Annotated in this window: 18 protein-coding genes; 11 read left to right on the top strand and 7 right to left on the bottom strand. The window is 61.3% G+C overall.

The annotated features are described in order from the left end of the window. Positions 1–53: 53 nt before the first annotated feature. Positions 54–1,145 (bottom strand): calcium:proton antiporter, encoded by a 1,092-nt coding sequence (locus tag ACEN2T_RS06725; protein WP_032887104.1) that lies wholly within the window; start codon positions 1,143–1,145, stop codon positions 54–56. A 194-nt stretch (positions 1,146–1,339) separates the two neighbouring features. Between ACEN2T_RS06725 and ACEN2T_RS06720 the strand changes: the two genes are divergently transcribed. After that, positions 1,340–2,293 (top strand): adenosine deaminase, encoded by a 954-nt coding sequence (locus ACEN2T_RS06720; RefSeq protein ID WP_032887105.1) that lies wholly within the window; start codon positions 1,340–1,342, stop codon positions 2,291–2,293. 46 nt (positions 2,294–2,339) lie between these two features. Here ACEN2T_RS06720 and ACEN2T_RS06715 read toward each other — a convergent pair whose 3' ends face one another. Both ACEN2T_RS06715 and ACEN2T_RS06710 read right to left on the bottom strand, forming a co-directional pair. Further along, positions 2,340–3,026 carry an ArsR/SmtB family transcription factor gene (locus tag ACEN2T_RS06715; RefSeq protein WP_122682038.1) on the bottom strand — a complete coding sequence of 229 codons (687 nt, stop codon included), beginning with the start codon at positions 3,024–3,026 and terminating at the stop codon, positions 2,340–2,342. 137 nt (positions 3,027–3,163) lie between these two features. Then, a complete protein-coding gene (locus ACEN2T_RS06710; protein ID WP_032887108.1) occupies positions 3,164–4,090 on the bottom strand; it encodes a LysR family transcriptional regulator in 927 nt (308 codons plus the stop codon). Between the two features lie 116 nt (positions 4,091–4,206). Between ACEN2T_RS06710 and ACEN2T_RS06705 the strand changes: the two genes are divergently transcribed. The 3 genes from ACEN2T_RS06705 (at position 4,207) to ACEN2T_RS06695 (ending at position 5,859) form a co-directional block, all read left to right on the top strand. Continuing rightward, a complete protein-coding gene (locus ACEN2T_RS06705; protein ID WP_122753907.1) occupies positions 4,207–4,500 on the top strand; it encodes a putative quinol monooxygenase in 294 nt (97 codons plus the stop codon). Between the two features lie 24 nt (positions 4,501–4,524). Next, positions 4,525–5,538: a zinc-binding alcohol dehydrogenase family protein gene (locus tag ACEN2T_RS06700; RefSeq protein ID WP_122682039.1), complete on the top strand. Its 1,014-nt coding sequence runs from the start codon at positions 4,525–4,527 to the stop codon at positions 5,536–5,538. 147 nt (positions 5,539–5,685) lie between these two features. Beyond that, on the top strand, positions 5,686–5,859 hold the full coding sequence (locus tag ACEN2T_RS06695; protein WP_163033283.1) for a hypothetical protein: 174 nt from the start codon (positions 5,686–5,688) through the stop codon (positions 5,857–5,859). Between the two features lie 8 nt (positions 5,860–5,867). Here the strand turns inward: ACEN2T_RS06695 and ACEN2T_RS06690 are convergent, their stop codons facing one another. Together ACEN2T_RS06690 and ACEN2T_RS06685 are read right to left on the bottom strand one after the other, a co-directional pair. After that, positions 5,868–7,061: a multidrug effflux MFS transporter gene (locus ACEN2T_RS06690; protein WP_442116481.1), complete on the bottom strand. Its 1,194-nt coding sequence runs from the start codon at positions 7,059–7,061 to the stop codon at positions 5,868–5,870. A gap of 84 nt (positions 7,062–7,145) precedes the next feature. Further along, on the bottom strand, positions 7,146–7,343 hold the full coding sequence (locus ACEN2T_RS06685; RefSeq protein WP_032887113.1) for a heavy-metal-associated domain-containing protein: 198 nt from the start codon (positions 7,341–7,343) through the stop codon (positions 7,146–7,148). A gap of 147 nt (positions 7,344–7,490) precedes the next feature. Here ACEN2T_RS06685 and ACEN2T_RS06680 point away from each other — a divergent pair, with 147 nt between their 5' ends. From ACEN2T_RS06680 to cueR, 3 genes are all read left to right on the top strand, one after another. Then, positions 7,491–7,871, top strand: a complete 381-nt coding sequence (locus ACEN2T_RS06680; RefSeq protein ID WP_032887115.1) for a hypothetical protein — start codon at positions 7,491–7,493, stop codon at positions 7,869–7,871. Positions 7,872–7,937: 66 nt separating this feature from the next. After that, complete coding sequence (locus tag ACEN2T_RS06675) at positions 7,938–10,139, top strand: heavy metal translocating P-type ATPase (protein ID WP_442116480.1); 2,202 nt, start codon at positions 7,938–7,940, stop codon at positions 10,137–10,139. Further along, the gene (cueR, locus tag ACEN2T_RS06670) at positions 10,136–10,537 is read left to right on the top strand and encodes a Cu(I)-responsive transcriptional regulator (protein ID WP_032887118.1); all 402 of its coding nucleotides are present in this window, start codon (positions 10,136–10,138) and stop codon (positions 10,535–10,537) included. The genes ACEN2T_RS06675 and cueR overlap by 4 nt, the downstream gene beginning before the upstream one ends. A 141-nt stretch (positions 10,538–10,678) precedes the next feature. Here the strand turns inward: cueR and ACEN2T_RS06665 are convergent, their stop codons facing one another. Beyond that, on the bottom strand, positions 10,679–11,578 hold the full coding sequence (locus ACEN2T_RS06665) for a PA4780 family RIO1-like protein kinase (protein WP_032887119.1): 900 nt from the start codon (positions 11,576–11,578) through the stop codon (positions 10,679–10,681). A gap of 134 nt (positions 11,579–11,712) precedes the next feature. Beyond that, positions 11,713–12,990 carry an acetyl-CoA C-acetyltransferase gene (locus ACEN2T_RS06660; protein WP_442116479.1) on the bottom strand — a complete coding sequence of 426 codons (1,278 nt, stop codon included), beginning with the start codon at positions 12,988–12,990 and terminating at the stop codon, positions 11,713–11,715. Positions 12,991–13,095: 105 nt separating this feature from the next. Between ACEN2T_RS06660 and ACEN2T_RS06655 the strand changes: the two genes are divergently transcribed. The 4 genes from ACEN2T_RS06655 (at position 13,096) to ACEN2T_RS06640 (ending at position 19,024) form a co-directional block, all read left to right on the top strand. Continuing rightward, a complete protein-coding gene (locus ACEN2T_RS06655; RefSeq protein ID WP_179179566.1) occupies positions 13,096–14,439 on the top strand; it encodes a 3-oxoacyl-ACP reductase in 1,344 nt (447 codons plus the stop codon). A 2-nt stretch (positions 14,440–14,441) separates the two neighbouring features. Beyond that, on the top strand, positions 14,442–15,290 hold the full coding sequence (locus ACEN2T_RS06650) for a MaoC/PaaZ C-terminal domain-containing protein (protein WP_442116478.1): 849 nt from the start codon (positions 14,442–14,444) through the stop codon (positions 15,288–15,290). A gap of 305 nt (positions 15,291–15,595) precedes the next feature. Continuing rightward, the gene (locus ACEN2T_RS06645) at positions 15,596–17,158 is read left to right on the top strand and encodes a collagen-like triple helix repeat-containing protein (RefSeq protein WP_442116477.1); all 1,563 of its coding nucleotides are present in this window, start codon (positions 15,596–15,598) and stop codon (positions 17,156–17,158) included. A gap of 183 nt (positions 17,159–17,341) precedes the next feature. Further along, positions 17,342–19,024, top strand: coding sequence for a ShlB/FhaC/HecB family hemolysin secretion/activation protein (locus tag ACEN2T_RS06640; RefSeq protein WP_181640641.1), 1,683 nt, complete (start codon positions 17,342–17,344; stop codon positions 19,022–19,024). Positions 19,025–19,076: the final 52 nt, after the last annotated feature.

Raw genomic sequence — 19,076 nt, 5'->3', positions numbered from 1 at the left:
AGGGGAACGTCGATTCGTCGCACCACCCCTCCCGCTTTTTATCTGCGGTGTTCTTACAATCCCAGCAGCGACAACATGATGAATGTCGCAAACAGCACAAAATGGGTCATCCCTTCGATAGCGTTGGTTTCGCCATCGTTGAGGTTGATCGCACTGACAATCAGCGTGATAAACACCATCACCGTTTGCACCGGCGTCATCGCCATCTGGAAAGGCTGGCCAGTGTAGAGCGCCATGGCCTCCATCACCGGCACCGTCAAAATCACCGTCGACAACGACGCTCCCAGTGCAATATTCACCACCGACTGCATGCGGTTGGCCAATGCGGCGCGCAAGGCCGTGAGAATTTCCGGTGCCGCCGAAATGGCTGCAACCACAATCGCCGTAATCACCGGCGGTGCGCCCGTGCCTTCCAGACCCAGGTCGAGCGTCTTGGACATCACCTCGGCCAACGCGCCAATCACAATCACGCCAAACACCAACGTGCCGATGGAGAACACCAGGTTCACCGGCGGCGTTTGCTCCTCTTCCGGCAGTTTTTTGCGGCGTTTTTCCGGATAGCTGTAGCTGAAGAAATAACTGTGCGGTCCCACCTGCATGCGCAGGAACAAGGTGTAGAGCACCACCATCGCGCCAATGGTGAAGGCTGAGTAAATTTTCCAGTCAGCTTCGGGGATGAATTCCGGCACCACCATCGACACGCCCATGGCGGTGAGGATCATCACGCTGTAGGTGCGCGCCGAGTCGTCGTTGTAGGACTGCTCGCCGTGCTTGATGCCGCCCATCAAGGCGGCCAGGCCGAGGATGCCGTTGATATCCAGCATCACTGCCGAATAAATAGTGTCACGCACCAGGGTGGGCGATGGCTCATTACTCATCATGATCGCCAGGATCACCACTTCCACCAGCACGGCGGCCAGGGTAAGGATCATGGTGCCGTAGGGGTCGCCGACTTTCTCCGCCAGTTGCTCGGCGTGGTGGGCCACGCGCATCGACGCCACTACGATAAAACCAATCAGCGCCACGCCTGCCAACAGCGCGACTATTTGCCCGCTGTGCAGCATCCAGTGCTCCAGCGGGTAGGCGGCGATGGCGGCAATCAGCGCCAGTAGCATGAATTTTTCTTGCTTGAGGGAGGTGAGCATTCGGGGCCTTTTTCGTACAGCAAATCAGTCATTGATGGGGTACAGACTGCGCCACGCTGCTAACGTTTCGTTACACCTTAGTTCACAACCCTCTTGCGCGAATAAAACGAATACTCTCCTGCCGGTCAGGTTTTACCGATTATTTCGGCTATGCCCTGTAGAATGCCGCCATTGCACCTGATGAGAATTTAGACATGTACGATTGGCTCAACGCCCTGCCCAAGGCTGAACTGCACCTGCACCTGGAGGGCTCGCTGGAGCCTGAGCTGCTGTTCGCCCTGGCCGAGCGCAACAAGATTGCGCTGCCGTGGAACGACGTCGAAACCTTGCGCAAGGCCTACGCGTTCAACAACTTGCAAGAGTTTCTGGACCTGTATTACAAGGGCGCCGATGTGCTGCGCACGTCTCAGGACTTCTACGACCTGACCTGGGCCTACCTGCTGCGCTGCAAAGAGCAGAACGTGATCCACACCGAACCCTTCTTCGACCCGCAAACCCACACCGACCGTGGCGTGCCGTTCGAAGTCGTACTCAACGGTATCGCCGCAGCACTCAAAGATGGCGAGCAGCAACTGGGCATCACCAGCGGGCTGATCCTCAGCTTCCTGCGTCACCTGAGCGAAGACGAAGCACAAAAAACCCTCGACCAGGCGCTGCCGTTCCGTGACGCGTTCGTGGCCGTGGGCCTGGACAGCTCCGAGATGGGTCACCCGCCGAGCAAGTTCCAGCGCGTGTTCGACCGTGCCCGCCATGAAGGCTTCCTCACCGTTGCCCACGCCGGCGAAGAAGGCCCACCGGAGTACATCTGGGAAGCCATCGACCTGCTGAAAATCCAGCGAATCGACCATGGCGTGCGCGCCATCGAAGACGAACGCCTGATGCAGCGCATCATCGACGAGCAGATCCCACTCACCGTGTGCCCGCTGTCCAACACCAAGCTCTGCGTGTTCGACGACATGGCCCAGCACAACATCCTCGACATGCTTGAGCGTGGCGTGAAAGTGACCGTGAACTCCGATGACCCTGCCTACTTCGGCGGTTATGTCACCGAGAACTTCCACGCGCTGTACACCTCCTTGGGCATGACCCAGGACCAGGCCAAACGCCTGGCGCAGAACAGCCTGGATGCGCGACTCGTAAAGCCCTGACGTGAGCGAATGTTGGAGTGAGCGCCTGTGACCACGGCGCCTGCTCCTACAGCGTGGCCAATCGGGCGATCTCTTCCAGCCCGACGTCGTTGACCACCACAGCCTGGGACTCGTTGACCAGGCTGATCCAGTTCGATTGCAGGAACAACTGAAACAACCCAGCACCCAGCGCGCCCCCGAGGTGTGGTTGCTGCTGGCTCCAGTCAAAACAATCGCACAGCAGCGGCATTGCCAATGCTTGGGTAAAAATGCCCAGGCCCGCCATTTGCTGCGCGCCCTTGAATGTGACGGCGAGCCGTTGCTCATGGCGCTCGATCCACCTCGCCGCCATCATTCGTTCATACAACTGCGCCGCTAGCTCGCCACCAAGATGACCATGACACAGCCGAGCACGGCGTAATGACGGCGGCGCAACCAAGACCTGCGTTGAAACACCCGGCGCACTGCGTGTGGCACTGGCCAGGGTAGTACTGGCCAAGGCATGGATGGCGGCGCTGACATCGCCGTCTGCCAAGCGAAACAGTCGCTTGCCATACCGCGCTTCGGTTCGCAGCAAGCCGCTACTGGTCAGCCGCGCCAGATGTGCATTGGCCGAGGCCGACGGTAGACCGGTAAGTGCCGCCAGTTCCTTCGACGACTTCGCCGAGCCGTCCATCAAGGACCACAGCATGGCTGTGCGTTTTGGCTCAGCAAGCAAGCTGGCAATCTGACTAATGCATGGTGCTTCTTCCATCGATTCACTCCCTGTCGAATTACTTTTCTGATGCGGTAGGCGCCAGAGTATAAGTGCGCCAAGGGCGGGTTCCGTGGCGTCTGACAGCCAGAGTAGGGACGGGTTTTGAGTGAAATTTCCTTGCGTTACGGAGGCTATTACACGAGGTCCAATCGCTCCGACAATTGAGCCGTCAATGTCGCACAGCGAGCTACGAGCATTTCCCGCAGCAGGTTGATGGGCTTGCTCAACTGCGCGCGATGGGCACACAGCAGATTGAGCGGCGTGCGCTCGCCGCGCAGCTCCGGCAGGATCAGGCGCAGTCGTCCAGCCAGCACGTCGGTGCTCACATCCAGCCAGGATTTATAGGCAATGCCCATACCCGCCACGGCCCAGCGGCGCACCACATCGGCATCGTCGCTGAAGCGGTCGCCGCTGACCGTCAGGCTGACTTCGCGCTTGCCGTCGTGAAACGTCCAGTGGTCATGCACTCGGGTGCCGAGCATATACAGCAAGCAATTGTGCTGGGCCAATTGCTCCAAGTGTCGCGGCTCACCGTGGCGTGCGAGGTAACTGGGGGCTGCGCACAGCACACGAACGTTGCGCGGCGCGACGGGCAGTGCAATCAGGCTGGAGTCCTCGGGCTCACCATAACGCAGGGCAATGTCCACCGGCTGGCGGAACAGGTCGGCAATCCGGTCACCCAACAGCAGGCGTACGGCGAGCTGCGGATACTCACGCTGGAACTCGTCCAGCCACGGCAGCAGTTGGTTGCGGCCGAAATCCGAGGGCGCCGACAGTTGCAGCACACCGCTGACATGGTCCTGACCGCTGGCCAAAAGACGTCGCCCTTCATCAAGGGAGCTCAACGAGGCGCGGGCGTATTCCAGAAAGCCCTCGCCTTCGGCAGTCAGGCGCAGGCTGCGGGTGGAACGGGCCAGCAAGCGCGCGCCCAATTGTTGCTCGATACGCTTGAGCGCCGCGCTGGCCACGGCAGGCGACAGGTCCATCACCCGCGCCGCCGCCGACAAACTCCCCAAGTCCGCAGCGCGCACAAACAACTGCAAATCATCAAAACGCAGCATCCACCCACCCATTATCAAAATATTATTGAAACAGAGTGCTGTTTTAGCCGCTTTTATCTTCAGGGGAAATGACCAATCATCTGTCCATCCCGTTCATTACGTGTCTGGAATTGAATATGCCCACAGCTTTTAACGTCATCGCCACGCTGATCGCCAAACCTGGCCAACAGGCCACCCTGGAAATCCTGCTGCGCGGCCTGCTGGAACCTACCCGCCTTGAAGCCGGTTGCGAGCAATACGACCTGCACCAAGACCTGCAACACCCCGAGACTTTCTACATGCTCGAACGCTGGAGCGATGACGCCGCACTGGCCGACCATGACCAAAGCGCACATATCCAAAGTTTTCGCGCCAAGGCCGCTGATGTACTCGAACACTTCGAACTCAAGCGCCTGAAGTTTCTCGCCTGATCACCGCCTTTTTCCGGAGCCCTCATGAAAGCCATTGCCTACTACGCATCACTGCCAATCACCGATGAAAAATCCCTGCAAGACATCGAATTGCCGGCGCCCGTCGCCGGCCCCCGCGACCTGCTGGTGGAAGTCAAAGCCATCTCGGTGAACCCGGTGGACACCAAGGTGCGCCAGAACGTCGCCCCGGAAAACGGCGCCGCCAAAGTGCTGGGCTGGGACGTCGCCGGTGTGGTCAAGGCGGTCGGCAGTGACGTGAGCCTGTTCAAGGTCGGCGACAAAGTGTTCTACGCCGGCTCCTTGGTACGCCCAGGTGGCAACAGTGAACTGCACACTGTGGACGAGCGTATCGTCGGCCATATGCCCAAGAGCCTGAGCTTTGCCGAAGCCGCCGCGCTGCCGCTGACCGCCATCACCGCCTGGGAACTGCTGTTCGAGCGCCTGCAGGTGCGTGAAGGTAAAGAGGACGAAGGCCAGAGCCTGCTTATCGTTGGCGCCGCAGGTGGCGTGGGTTCGATCCTGACCCAACTGGCCAGCCAGCTCACCGGATTGAAAGTAATCGGCACCGCCTCGCGCCCGGAAACCCAGGAATGGACCAAGGCCCTCGGCGCCGACCTGGTGATCGACCACAGCCAACCGCTGAGTGAAGCGTTGAAACAAGCCGGCCACCCGCAGGTCACCCACGTCGCCAGCCTGACCCAAACCGAGCATCACCTGGACCAGTTGGTCGAAGCGCTGCAACCCCAAGGCAAGCTGGCACTGATCGACGACCCCAAGGCGTTGGACGTGAGCAAACTTAAGCGCAAGAGCCTGTCGCTGCATTGGGAGTTTATGTACACGCGCTCGATGTTCGAGACGCCGGACATGATTGAGCAGCACAACCTACTCAATCGCGTGGCCGAGCTGATCGACGCTGGCACCTTGAAAACCACGGTGGGCGAGCACTTCGGCGTGATCAATGCGGCGAATCTGCGCCGGGCCCATGCACTGCTGGAAAGCGGTAAGGCCAAGGGCAAGATCGTGCTGGAAGGGTTCTAAAACAACGGCTGTCAGTGTTGTCCGTTATTCGTGTGAGTAATGGACGACACCGCTAGTCAGAGAGTTGATCTTTGTCATATTTGTGAGCGTATCCGGGGTTTATATTGGCCGCCTTTGCCACGATTCTTTTACGTGAGGAAGTCAGCAATGAAGATCCTGATAAAAGCGTTAGCAAAATCCCAGTGGGAGGTCCGTCTGGACCAGAAAGCCATTACTTTCCACACTGAAGCCGAGGCGCGCGCCTTTGCCGATACCCTGCAAGCGCGTATCAAGGCGCCCCACCGTTTTCCAATCAGCCAGCAACACTCCGCCGCTGGCTGACCCGCCTCTCAGCCCTGCGCCTGCAAGGCTCTGGCCCGTTGCAGGCGTTGGGTCGACACGGCCACCGTCACCGCCAACACACCGCACAGGCTGATGACCATCGCCATTGGCATGGCCGTGCCATCGTGCAACACCCCCACCAGCGACGCCGCCCCCGCCGCCACACCGAACTGGATGCAGCCGAGCAATGCCGACGCACTGCCTGCCCGAGCAGCCTGCCCGCTCATGGCACACGCCGAGGTGTTGGGCAAAATGCAGCCCAGACTGGCGATGCAGATAAACAGCGGCACCAGCAATGGCCACAGCGCATCGGTGCGCAACGCCGTGATGCCCAGCAGCGTCAGACCCGCCAGCAGATACACCCACACCGAACGCGACAGCAAAAACGCCGGGCCACGCTTGGCCAGCAAGCGAGCGTTGAGCTGCGCCACCAGGATGAAGCCAGCGGCGTTGGAGCCGAATACCCAGCCGTAATGCTCAGCGGGCACGCCATACAGTTTGATAAACACGAACGGTGAACCCGCGATGTAGGCAAACATCCCGGCAATCGACAGCGCGCCGGTAAGGGCGTAACCGAGGTAAACCCGGTCGGACAACAGCCCGAAATAGCGGCGCAACGAGCCCGACAACGGCTGGCGTGGCTGATGGGCTGGAAAGGTTTCAGGCAAGCCGAATGCCACGGCGATAGCGGCCATCACACTGAAGATCGTCAATGCCAGGAAAATCGACTGCCAGCCCCACAACCCGACCATCACCCCGCCGGCCAGCGGCGCAAGAATCGGCGCCAGGCCGGTCACCAGCATCAACTGGGAAAACACCTTGGCCGAGCCCACGGCATCGCATTTGTCGCTGACCACCGCGCGGGAAATCACCATGCCCGCGCAGCCGCCAAGGGCCTGCACGAAGCGTGCGCCAATCAGCCAATCGAGGGAGGGCGCGTAGGCGCAGGCGAAGGACGCCAGGGTAAACAGGGTCACGCCGCTGAGCAGCGGCCCGCGCCGACCAAAACGGTCCGCCAGCGGGCCATAGATCAATTGGCCAATGGCCAGACCGGCGAAGTACACCGCCAGGGTCAGCTGGATGTGTTTTTCATCGGTGGCAAACGCTGTGGCCATCGCCGGGAAGCCCGGCAGGTAGAAATCGATCGCCAGCGGCGCAAAGGCGCTCAAGGCACCCAGAATCAGGATTATGCGAAGGTTCATCAGGCACCCAAGAGAGTCGGCAGCCCGACAGTCTAGCCGGGCCTGGATGCCTTGAACATAACGATAGCTCGCTAACTATTAAAATCAGGCGAGCTTGGCGCTGTAGCCTTCCTCAGTGATCAAGCTGATCACCTCTTCGGCAGACAAGCGGCTTTCCACGCCCACTTCCTTGGCGGCCAGGTCGACCTTCACACTGGCGCTTGAATCCTTACTCTGTACCGCCTGGGTCACCGCCCGGACGCAATGGCCGCAGGTCATTCCTTCAACGCTGAATACTTGCATGACATAACTCCTTTGATGAGGTTGAACCCAGTCTCGACCTTGCCACAATGGCAAGGTCAAGTTCTGAAAAAATCGGCCGGGCTGGTATTCGGTGGCACTGTCGGCCAAGCTTGACCCATCTTTGATTCACACCACGGAGCATTCGCCATGCGCTGGTCATATTTTGCCCTTGCCGGCTTGATGAGTTTGTCTGCCGCTGCGCCCATGGCCAGTGCCGATCAAGACTATGCGGTGTTGATCATTTCCCGGGAACGCCTGGAAGTGCTGACCAATTGCGAGATCGGCCTGTACATCCAAGACCAGTTGGCCGGGCGCCTGTACCAGGAGCAGGCCACCTCGTTCAACCTGCCCGCCGGCAATGTGTCACTGCGCCTGAAGCTGCTGCCGGGCCAAGCTGCGGGCTGCCTGCCTGGCCTGCTCGCCCCGCCCGCGCAAAACATCACGCTCAAGGCCGGTGACGTACGCAAGTTACGGATCGCCCAGGGCCCGGATGGCATGTACCTCAAAGCGGCTGCATTGGATTACTGAAGGCGCTTGACCTTACCCACAGGTCAAGGTTGATGCTAGGGGCAACTTCTTCTGGAGGAATGCCCCATGAATGGATCCACCACCTTTGATCTGCCCATCAGCGGCATGACCTGCGCCAGCTGTGCCGGGCGTGTCGAGCGTGCGCTGGGCAAGGTGCCGGGGGTGCAAAGCGTCAGTGTCAACCTGGCCAACGAGCGCGCCCACGTCGAAGTGCAGGGCCAAATGGACCCCGCCGTGCTGATTGCGGCGGTCGACAAGGCCGGTTACAGCGCCAGCCTGCCTCAAAGCGAAATCGCCACCGATACCGATCAAGCCCAGCGCCTGCACCGCGAGCGTTGGTCGCTGCTGCTGGCCATTGCGCTGGCATTGCCGTTGGTGCTGCCGATGCTGGTGGAGCCCTTTGGCCTGCACTGGATGCTCCCCCCCTGGGTGCAGTTCGCCCTCGCCACGCCCGTGCAATTCATTTTCGGTGCGCGCTTCTACATAGCCGCCTGGAAAGCCGTACGCGCCGGCGCCGGTAATATGGACCTGCTGGTCGCCATCGGCACCAGCGCCGGTTACGGCCTGAGCATTTATGAATGGCTCACCGCACATGCGGGTATGGCGCCCCACCTGTACTTCGAAGCTTCAGCGGTGGTAATTGCCTTGGTATTGCTGGGCAAATACCTGGAAAGCCGTGCTAAACGCCAGACTGCCAGCGCCATCCGTGCGCTGGAAGCCCTGCGCCCTGAACGTGCACTGCGTGTGCAGGATGGCCGTGAAGAAGACGTCGCCATCAGCGCGTTGAAGCTCGATGACCTGGTGTTGGTCAAACCCGGCGAGCGTTTCCCGGTGGACGGTGAAGTGACCGAAGGCCAAAGCCATGCCGACGAGGCGTTGATCAGCGGTGAAAGCCTGCCGGTGCCGAAACAACCCGGCGATAAAGTCACCGGCGGTGCCATCAACGGCGAAGGTCGTCTGCTGGTCCGCACCACCGCCCTTGGTGCTGAAAGTGTCCTGGCACGCATCATCCGCCTGGTGGAAGACGCCCAGGCCGCCAAGGCGCCGATTCAGAAACTGGTGGATAAAGTCAGCCAGGTCTTCGTCCCAACCGTGCTGGTACTGGCGGTGCTCACGCTGGTGGGATGGTGGCTGTACGGCGCGTCGCTGGAGACCGCGATTATCAACGCCGTGGCCGTGCTGGTGATCGCCTGCCCTTGCGCCCTTGGCCTGGCCACGCCGACTGCAATCATGGCCGGCACCGGTGTCGCCGCCCGCTACGGCATCCTGATCAAGGACGCCGAAGCGCTGGAGCGCGCCCACGCAGTGAGCGCCGTGGTCTTCGACAAGACGGGCACGCTCACCTCCGGCACGCCAAAAATCGCCCACTTGGTCGCGGTGGATGGCAATCAAGCCCTGCTGCTGCAACAGGCCGGCGCGCTGCAACGCGGCAGCGAACATCCCCTGGCAAAAGCCGTGTTGGATGCCTGCAGCGAACAAGGGCTGAAGGTGCCTGATGTAAGCGTCAGCCAATCCCTGACCGGGCGCGGCATTGCCGGCACCCTCGACGGTCGGCCACTGGCACTGGGCAATCGCCGTCTGCTGGAAGAAATCGGCTTGAGCGCGGGTGACTTGGCAGGTGTCGCCAGCGACTGGGAGTCCGAAGGCCGCACCCTGTCCTGGCTGATCGAACAGGGTCCACAACCGCGCGTACTCGGGTTGTTCGCCTTTGGCGACACCCTCAAACCCGGTGCGTTGGAAGCCGTTGAGCAACTCAAGGCCCAGCACATCAGCAGCCACTTGCTCACCGGCGACAACCGCGGCAGCGCCCGCGTGGTGGCGCACGCACTGGGCATCGACGATGTTCACGCTGAAGTGCTGCCCGCCGATAAAGCCGCCACCGTCGCCCATCTGAAAAAAAACGGCGTGGTGGCGATGGTCGGCGACGGCATCAACGACGCCCCGGCCCTGGCGGCGGCCGATATCGGCATCGCCATGGGCGGCGGCACCGACGTGGCCATGCATGCTGCCGGTATCACCCTGATGCGCGGCGACCCACGCCTGGTGCCGGCAGCTCTGGAGATCAGCCGCAAGACCTACGCAAAAATCCGCCAGAACCTGTTCTGGGCGTTTGTGTATAACTTGATCGGTATTCCCCTGGCCGCATTCGGCCTGCTCAACCCGGTGCTGGCGGGCGCGGCTATGGCCTTGTCCAGCGTCAGCGTGGTGAGCAATGCACTGTTGTTGAAAACCTGGAAACCCACTGACCTGGAGGATCAACGCCCATGAACATCGGCCAAGCCGCACGCCAAAGCGGGCTGAGCGCCAAGATGATTCGCTACTACGAATCCATCGGCCTGCTCAAAGCCGCCCACCGCACCGACAGTGGCTACCGTGTGTACGGCCCGGACGACTTGCACACATTGGCGTTTATCAAACGCTCGCGGGATCTGGGGTTTTCATTGGAAGAGGTCGGCAAGCTGCTGACCCTGTGGCAGGACCGCCAACGGGCCAGCGCCGACGTGAAAGCCCTGGCGCGCCAGCATATCGAGGCGTTGAACCAGAAGATTCTGGAGCTGGGGCAGTTGCGGGATACGTTGCAAGATCTGGTGGAGCACTGCCAGGGCGATCATCGGCCGGATTGTCCGATTCTCAAGGAGTTGGCTTCAGGAAGCTGCTGCGCGTGAGGCTCTAACTGACTGACTACAAAACCAATGTGGGAGGGGGCTTGCTCCCGATGGCGGTGGGTCAGTCTCAATATCTGTAACTGACACACCGCTATCGGGAGCAAACCCCCTCCCACATTTTGATCTTCATTTACCCGAAGATCATTGCATCCAAGGCGGCGGTGGCGGTTCTTCGGACGCTTTGCTCGGCGGAGCATCATCTGCCGCCCGAATCGCTTGCTTGCGCTCTTCATCCAGCCGCGCCGCTTCGATCTCGCGAATCACACCGCCCACATCCGCCAACTCTTCCGGCTCGTCGAACTCGCCGGTCAAGACGCTGGCCGGGTGCAAGGTACCGGCTTCGTACAGCGCCCACATTTCCTTGGCGTACTTGGTCTTCTTCAACTCCGGGGCAAAACGCCCGAAGTAGGAGGCCATGTTGCCCACATCCCGTTCCAGCATATTGAACGCGTGGTTGTTGCCCGCCGCATCCACCGCCTGGGGCAGGTCAATAATCACCGGGCCCGTGGGGGTAAGCAGTACGTTGAACTCGGACAAGTCACCGTGCACCAGGCCGGTACACAGCATCAGCACGATCTGGGAAATCAGGAAGGCGTGGTATTCGCGCGCCTGGTCCGGCTCCAGTGTCACGTCATTCAGACGCGGCGCCGCATCGCCGTACTCGTCGGCCACCAGCTCCATCAACAGCACGCCTTCGAGGAAGTCGTAGGGCTTGGGCACGCGAACGCCCGCGCCGGCCAGGCGGAACAGTGCCGCCACTTCGGCGTTCTGCCAGGCATCTTCGGTTTCTTTCTTACCGAACTTGGAGCCCTTGGCCATGGCCCGGGCCTGACGGCTGTTACGGACCTTACGGCCTTCCTGGTATTCGGATGCCTGACGAAAACTTCGTTTGTTCGCCTCCTTGTAAACCTTGGCGCAACGCAATTCGTTGCCGCAGCGCACCACATAAACAGCTGCTTCTTTACCACTCATGAGAGGGCGCAGCACTTCGTCGACCAGACCGTCTTCGATCAGGGGTTCAATGCGTTTAGGAGTCTTCATCAGCTTTTATTGTGGGTCCTTTATTACCAAATACGCGTATGGCACTCGTTATACGGCAATCGGCTCGCCGGTGGGAGGGGCTACCGATCTTTGACCACTCAAGAATGCATCCTATATGCCAGTTTCGGCTGCAATCAACGCTCAATGATCGCCGTCACCCCTTGACCGCCCGCCGCGCAGATCGAAATCAGCCCTCGGCCCTTGCCCGCCGCATCCAGCAACTTAGCCAGGTTGGCGAAGATACGCCCGCCGGTGGCGGCAAATGGGTGCCCGGCGGCCAGGGAGCTGCCCTTCACATTCAACCGGCTGCGGTCGATGGAGCCCAACGGCGCGTCCAGCCCCAGGCGGGTCTTGCAGTAATCCGCATCTTCCCAGGCTTTTAGCGTGCACAACACCTGGGCCGCGAACGCTTCGTGGATCTCGTAGTAATCAAAGTCCTGCAGCGTCAGGCCATTCCTCGCCAACAGACGCGGCACCGCATACACCGGAGCCATCAACAGGCCTTCGGCGCCGTTGACGAAATCCACCGCCGCCGCTTCGCCATCGCGCAGATACGCCAGGATCGGCAGCCCCCGCTCCTTCGCCCAAGCCTCACTGCCCAGCAGCACCAGGGATGCACCATCGGTGAGCGGTGTGGAGTTGCCAGCGGTGAGCGTGCCCTTTTCGCTGCGCTCGAAGGCGGGCTTGAGGGCGGCGAGTTTTTCCAGGGTCAGGTCGGGACGCAGGTTGTTGTCGCGGGTCAGGCCCAGAAACGGGGTGAGCAGATCGTTGTGCCAGCCTTCGGCATAGGCGGCCGCCATTTTCTGGTGGCTCTCCAGCGCAAGCTGGTCTTGCTCGGCCCGGGGGATCTGCCAGGTCTGCGCCATCAACTCACAGTGCTGGCCCATGGACAAACCGGTACGCGGCTCGCCATTGCGCGGCAGTTCTGGTTTGAGGTGATGGGGACGAAGTTGTAACAGGACTTTTAATTTATCCGCCATGGATTTGCTGCGGTTGGCTTGCAGCAGGATCTTGCGCAGCCCTTCATTCACCCCAATCGGTGCGTCTGACGTGGTGTCCACCCCGCCGGCGATGCCGCATTCGATCTGGCCCAAGGCAATCTTGTTGGCCACCAGCAGTGCCGACTCCAGCCCGGTGCCGCAGGCTTGCTGGATGTCATAGGCTGGGGTCTGCGGTGACAGCCGCGAGCCCAGCACGCATTCGCGGGTCAGGTTGAAGTCGCGCGAATGCTTGAGCACCGCGCCGGCGGCTACCTCGCCCATGCGCAGGCCGTGCAGGTTGTAGCGTTCGATCAAGCCTTCCAAGGCGGCGGTCAGCATCGCCTGGTTGCTCGCCGTGGCGTAGGGGCCATTGGAACGGGCGAAAGGAATGCGGTTACCGCCAATGATCGCTACACGGCGCAATTGAGTCATGGAAAGCTCCCTCTGTCTGTTATGGGCTTGATCACTGAGCCTAGTCGAACGACTGCTACCCTGGGATGGTCAACCCTTTGAACCCCAGCCTTCGGAGAGCGTTCCATGTCTGACCGTTATATCGACTTCGCCAACTCAAGCCTCGGCCATCGCCTGGTCGCCGCCCTTGGCCTGCCGTCACCGGTACGCCTGGAACGCTGGCAAGCCGGACGCCTGCGCCCGGTAGACGGTGCACTGCTGCTGGGCGGTGGAGCCCTGACAAGTAAGGTGCAGGCATTTGCCAACAAACTCACCGACGCGATTTATACCTACGGCGCCGAGTCATCGACGTGGATTCCCGGGCACGGCCCCAAGCTCAAGGCCGTGGTGTTCGATGCCAGCGAGCTGCAACACACCGACCAGCTCAAGCAACTGCGCGAGTTCTTCCAGCCCCTGCTGAAAAACCTCGATAACAGCGCGCACCTGGTGATCCTCGGCCGCGCCCCGGAAAGTCTCAGCGACCCGTTTGCCGCCAGCGCCCAGCGGGCCTTGGAAGGGTTCAGCCGCTCCTTGGCCAAGGAACTGCGCAACGGCGGAGTGTTGCAATTGCTCTACGTCGGCGAGGGTGCCGAAGACCAGCTGGAAGGCGCGCTGCGTTTCTTCCTCTCACCGAAAAGCGCCTACATTTCCGGCCAGGTGATTCGCCTGGAGGCTTGCGCCACGCCCGTTGAGGACTGGACCCGCCCACTGGCCGGGCGCAAGGCGCTGGTCACGGGTGCGGCGCGTGGCATCGGCGCGTCTATCGCTGAAACCCTGACCCGCGACGGCGCTGAGGTCATTCTCCTTGACGTCCCCCAGGCCAAGGCCGACCTCGAAGCCCTGGCGGCGCGCTTGGGTGCTCGCACGGTGGTGCTGGATATCTGCGCCGAAGACGCCGCCAGCCAGTTGATCGAACACCTGCCCGATGGCCTCGATATTCTGGTGCATAACGCCGGTATCACCCGTGACAAAACCCTTGCCAACATGACCCCGGAATATTGGGATGCGGTGCTCGCGGTCAATCTCAATGCACCGCAGGTATTGACCAAAGCGCTGCTCGACAGCGGCAGCCTGCACGACAACGCCCGCGTGGTGGTGCTGGCGTCCATCAGCGGCATCGCCGGTAACCGTGGGCAAACCAACTATGCCGCGAGTAAGGCGGGTTTGATCGGCCTGGTGCAGGCGTGGGCGCCGTTGCTCAAGGAGCGCGGGATCAGCATCAATGCCGTGGCGCCAGGCTTTATCGAAACCCAGATGACCGCACACATCCCGTTCGCCCTGCGTGAAGCCGGGCGCCGCATGAGCTCCCTGGGCCAAGGCGGTTTGCCGCAGGACGTCGCCGAAGCTGTGGCCTGGCTGGGCCAGCCCGGTTCCGGCGCGGTCAGCGGGCAAGCATTGCGGGTGTGCGGGCAAAGTCTATTGGGAGCGTGAGCATGGAATGGCAGACCTTAGGCAATACCCCGTTTCTGCCGCCGTTGTATTGGCGAGCGGCGCTCAAGCGCAAGATTACCGGCAGCACACTGCCTGAACAGGGGCTGCGCTGCCGGGTCAGCGTCAACCCCAAGGACGTCGCGGCGTATCGCAAGGTCTGCGGTTTTGCCGACAGCCCGATCCTACCGGCGACCTACCCACACATCCTGGCGTTTGGATTACAAATGCAGCTGCTCACGGCCAAGGCATTTCCCTTCCCGTTGCTGGGGTTGATCCACCTGAGCAATTGCATTCGAATCCATCGCCCATTGGGCGGGGTAAACGAACTCTTCATAAGCGTGCACGCGCAAAACCTCCAACCTCACGCCAAGGGCGCAACCTTTGAGGTGGTAACCACCGTCGAAGATTCTCTCGGAGTGCTGTGGGAAGCCGAGAGCCGAATGCTTTGCCGAGGCGTAAAACTCGAAGGCGAAGCTGCCGATGACACCCAGCCCACACCTGTACACATCAGCGAACTGACCCACTGGAAGGCCCCTTCGGATATCGGCCGTCGCTATGCGAGGGTCTCCGGCGACTACAACCCGATTCACCTGAGTGCCCCGACCGCCAAGTTGTTTGGCTTCCCCCAGGCCATCGCCCACGGACTGTGGAACAAGGCCCGCACACTGGCCGCACTCGGTGAGCACCTGCCCGCTGCCAATGTAGAAATCGAAATGGTATTCAAAAAACCGGTGCGCCTGCCCAGCGAAGTGACGTTGCACAGTAGCACCGCCGGTTCCAGTGGCGAATTACTGTTGAAGGGCGCGGGAGATATTGAACATATGGTGGGGAAATGGCGGCCAATCGCATAACAAAACCTGCTTAATTGTATATATACGCCATAAGTAATAGCGGACTTGAAAAAGTCCGCTATTTTTTTATCTAAGCGACTGATTCAATAGACATATACATCTTGATACGCCCTCCCCTTATACCCTTACGACTAGTCATTAAGCACACACTTCACGCCCTCTATATAAATCGTTAATACCAAGTTGAGCCTTGAGGGAACACGCACCCGGGTCTGTTATAGACCTACGGACAAACGCATCGCTATCCCAAGAAATAACGAGCGTTTGAAGACAACTAAGGTTGTACGGGTGCAAGGAATTCAATCATGAAAACTCAAGTAGTGTTTTGGAAAGCAAGTACCGCGTTGGCCCTGGCAATAGCAATGACACTCGGTGGCTGCAGCAGCGGTGGTGGCGGGCATCACAGTAGCGGCTCCTCCTCTTCGGATACTGCCGGAACCGGTGGAGGTACTGGCGGCGGTACCGGTGGCGGCACTGGTGGCGGTACCGGTGGAGGCACCGGTGGAGGCACTGGTGGCGGTACCGGTGGAGGTACCGGTGGCGGCACTGGTGGCGGCACCACCACGCCACTGGTCACCGCGACCGTCGTCGACACGCTGGGCAACACGGTGACCGGCGTGGGCGGCACCGTCAGCAGTCTCGGCACCACCCTCGGCAGCTTGCCGATTGTTGGCGCGACCACCCAAGGTCTGGTGGTGGCCACCGGCACTGCGGTCGGCAGCATCGGCAACGGCCTGTCGGATGGGCTCGGCTCGTTGGGCACTGACAGCAATGCACTGGGCAACACCCTCGACGGCGTAGGCCAAGGTGTTTCCGATCTGGGCGATGGCGTCAGCACCACCGGCGCTAACGTGCGCACGCTGCTGGGTAAAGTGCCCGTGGTCAGCGCAACTGCGCCAGTGGTGGGCGGCGCGGTCGACAAAGTCGGCAACGTGGTGACCATGCTCGGCGATACCCTGAGCACCGCCAGCACCACCGGCCCGCTGGGCAATGTGACAAATGCCGTGGGCGCCCGAGTGCTGGTGCCGGTCGTCTCGCTGGTGGAAAAAACCACCGGCAAAGTTGGCAACGCAACGGGCCTGGACAGCCCGGTCGGCGGCCTGCTGGATAAAGTCGGCAGCACCGTCGATGGCCTCGGCGATAAAGTCGCCGGCGCTGGCGGCACCGGTAACCCTGTGACCGGCGCCGTGGGTAACCTGCTCAATGGCGTCGGCACCGTGGTCGGCACCGCAAGCGGCTATGTCGACCCAGCCGCCGGCAACGGCGGCGGTAGCGGCAGTGGCGTCAAACTCGGTCTGCCGGAACTGATCGGTGGTGTCATCGCCGGCGCCGGCAACGGCCTCAACGCCGGCAATACCAATGGCGTGGTGAGCGCTGCTGGCGTCACCGGCGCCAGCGCCGGCGGCACGGTAGCATCTCTGGGCACCTTGCTGGGCGGCAGCGGCACTCCAAACACCGCCGCGGGCGCTCCGATCATGGCGGTGACCACCAACCTCGGCAGCGCACTTAACCCTGCCACCAGTGGCATCGCCAGCCTGACCCAAAACGTCGGCAACGCCACCGGTCTGGGCGCGCCAGTCAATGGCCTGGTGACTAACGTCGGCGGCGCCGTCAACAGCCTGGGCGGCAAAATCAGCGGCGCCAATGCCAACCCGGTCACCAACGCCCTGGGCGGCACCGTGAGCGCTGTCGGCGGCACCGTGGCGTCGGTGGGTGGCCTGGTCACCGGCGGTACCAGCGGCGGTGGGTTGCTCGGCGGCGGCTTGAACCTGGGCGGCAGCGCATCTGCCGGCGCCAGTGCCAGTGCCGGGGCCAGCACCAGCGGTGGCCTGGGAGGGTTGCTCGGTGGCCTCACCGGCAAAAAATAGAATTGCACCTGGCCGATTAGACGGCCTCACCTACAGCGCCTACGCTTGGTTGAGACGAGAGATCTAATAAATCTCTCGTCTTTTTTTAGGGCCACTGAACGGCCCCTGAAAAACACCCGAACCGCGCCTTCAGAGCCCGGCGGGCACCTGCGAAACGCTGCTGCTTTGACCATGGAGTGTCCTATGCGCGCTTTGACACCGTTGTTATTGCTCACCCTCAGTGCTTACGCCCACGCCGATACCCTGCCCAGCTTCCTCAATAGCAACGACACCATCCGCAACCTGCCGGTGCCCAATCTGCCCGCCGATGCCTACCGCCCGAACACCCCGCAAACGCAGCTGCCCACCCCCGCGGCGAGTGAGGCGCAACCGTTGCTGATGGACACCAAGGTGACCATTCGCAAACTGCAGATCGACGGCGGCACGGTCTACCCGCTCAACGACGTTGCCCTGGCGTTCGAGCCCTTGATCGGCCACGAAACCAACCTGGCCCAATTGATCGAGGCGACACGCAGCATCACCCGGCGCTACCAGGCAGACGGCTACCTGCTGTCCTATGCGTTCCTGCCGGAGCAACGCTTCGATGACGGCCTGGTGCACGTCATTCTGGTGGAGGGTTATATCCGCGATTACCAAGTACAAGGCGATATTGGCTCAGTGTCGTCCTACGTCGAAAAGCTCGCCGACAAACTCAAGGCCGAGCGCCCACTGACCCGTAAAACCTTCGAGCGCTACACCACACTCATGGGCGCGATCCCCGGCGTCACCTTGCAAGCGCAAGTGCCGCCACCTGGCACCACCGACGGCGGCACCCACATGCAGATCACTGCCAGCCGCAAGCCTTTCACCACCAGCATGAGCCTCAACCAAGCCAGTCGTGGCGGCACGCAAGCGTTGTTAACCGCCACCAGCAATTCCCAAACCACCATGGGTGAACAACTGAGCGTGAGCGGCCTGTTCCCACCGGGCGACGACAAAGAACACTACTACCGCGCCGCCTACAGCCAATTCGTCAATGCCGAGGGCACCCAACTGGTGCTATCCGGTGAACGCTATCGCGCCGACCCCGGCACCAACCTGCAACTGGGCGGCGGCTTCGAACTCAAGCCCCATCAGGCAATCGACCGATTCTCCATTGGCCTGAGCCACCCGCTGATCGCCTCGCCCACCGAGTCATTGACACTGGGCACGCGGTTCTATGGGGTCGACCAGAAAACCCGCTATCAACTGGTGGGATTCCCCCAGCGCTTCGACATCGAAACCAACCTGCGCGCCGTGGCGTTCGAAGGCGACTGGCGCAAGGCCGACGCCGACCAACTGCGCATCCTCAGCGCGGGGCTGTACCAAGGCATCGACGGTATGGGCGCCAAGACACGCAGCGACCTCGAAGGCCTCAAACCTGACTTGGACTTCTTCCGCCTGCGCCTGTCGGGCGTGCAAAGCAACAAGCTGTTCGGCAACGTTCAGGGCGTGCTGTCAGGAGCGCTCTATTGGAGTGACGACACCTTGCCCGACAGCGAGCGCGCCACCTTCGGCGGGCAGAACTTCGGTCGTGGCTACCCCGATGATCAAGGCTCGGGCGACAAGGGCTGGGGCATGGCCTATGAGGTCAACTACAGCTACAACCGTGCCGGCGAGTGGGTGAGAATCCTGCAACCCTACATCGTGTTCGACCGTGCCAAGACCTGGTTCAACGACCAACCCATCAAAGGCAACAACCTGTCTTCAGCCGCCGTGGGCCTGCGCTTTGGCGACGCGAAGTATTACAACATCGCGCTCGAAGCGGCCAAGCCGATGTCGGACGAGGCCCTCGACAGCCTCAACCGCCAGCCGCGGTATACGTTGAGTTTCAGCTATCAACTCTGACAAGGCCTACAGCGCTCAGTTTAGGCTGAGCGGGGTTCTGCGGCAGACGAGT

It is taken from the genome of Pseudomonas sp. W22_MBD1_FP4 (assembly GCF_052113765.1).
GTDB classification, from domain to species: Bacteria; Pseudomonadota; Gammaproteobacteria; order Pseudomonadales; family Pseudomonadaceae; genus Aquipseudomonas; species Aquipseudomonas sivasensis.
This window is presented reverse-complemented; position numbering and strand designations above follow the sequence as displayed.

Coding starts and splice junctions, on each gene's coding strand:
- ACEN2T_RS06685 (WP_032887113.1), bottom strand. CDS start 7,343: ATGCAAGTATTCAGCGTTGAAGGAATGACCTGCGGCCATTGCGTCCGG.
- ACEN2T_RS06655 (WP_179179566.1), top strand. CDS start 13,096: ATGTCTGACCGTTATATCGACTTCGCCAACTCAAGCCTCGGCCATCGC.
- ACEN2T_RS06715 (WP_122682038.1), bottom strand. CDS start 3,026: ATGGAAGAAGCACCATGCATTAGTCAGATTGCCAGCTTGCTTGCTGAG.
- ACEN2T_RS06720 (WP_032887105.1), top strand. CDS start 1,340: ATGTACGATTGGCTCAACGCCCTGCCCAAGGCTGAACTGCACCTGCAC.
- ACEN2T_RS06645 (WP_442116477.1), top strand. CDS start 15,596: ATGAAAACTCAAGTAGTGTTTTGGAAAGCAAGTACCGCGTTGGCCCTG.
- ACEN2T_RS06650 (WP_442116478.1), top strand. CDS start 14,442: ATGGAATGGCAGACCTTAGGCAATACCCCGTTTCTGCCGCCGTTGTAT.
- ACEN2T_RS06695 (WP_163033283.1), top strand. CDS start 5,686: ATGAAGATCCTGATAAAAGCGTTAGCAAAATCCCAGTGGGAGGTCCGT.
- ACEN2T_RS06700 (WP_122682039.1), top strand. CDS start 4,525: ATGAAAGCCATTGCCTACTACGCATCACTGCCAATCACCGATGAAAAA.
- ACEN2T_RS06675 (WP_442116480.1), top strand. CDS start 7,938: ATGAATGGATCCACCACCTTTGATCTGCCCATCAGCGGCATGACCTGC.
- ACEN2T_RS06640 (WP_181640641.1), top strand. CDS start 17,342: ATGCGCGCTTTGACACCGTTGTTATTGCTCACCCTCAGTGCTTACGCC.
- ACEN2T_RS06690 (WP_442116481.1), bottom strand. CDS start 7,061: ATGAACCTTCGCATAATCCTGATTCTGGGTGCCTTGAGCGCCTTTGCG.
- ACEN2T_RS06705 (WP_122753907.1), top strand. CDS start 4,207: ATGCCCACAGCTTTTAACGTCATCGCCACGCTGATCGCCAAACCTGGC.
- ACEN2T_RS06710 (WP_032887108.1), bottom strand. CDS start 4,090: ATGCTGCGTTTTGATGATTTGCAGTTGTTTGTGCGCGCTGCGGACTTG.
- ACEN2T_RS06660 (WP_442116479.1), bottom strand. CDS start 12,990: ATGACTCAATTGCGCCGTGTAGCGATCATTGGCGGTAACCGCATTCCT.
- ACEN2T_RS06680 (WP_032887115.1), top strand. CDS start 7,491: ATGCGCTGGTCATATTTTGCCCTTGCCGGCTTGATGAGTTTGTCTGCC.
- ACEN2T_RS06665 (WP_032887119.1), bottom strand. CDS start 11,578: ATGAAGACTCCTAAACGCATTGAACCCCTGATCGAAGACGGTCTGGTC.
- ACEN2T_RS06725 (WP_032887104.1), bottom strand. CDS start 1,145: ATGCTCACCTCCCTCAAGCAAGAAAAATTCATGCTACTGGCGCTGATT.
- cueR (WP_032887118.1), top strand. CDS start 10,136: ATGAACATCGGCCAAGCCGCACGCCAAAGCGGGCTGAGCGCCAAGATG.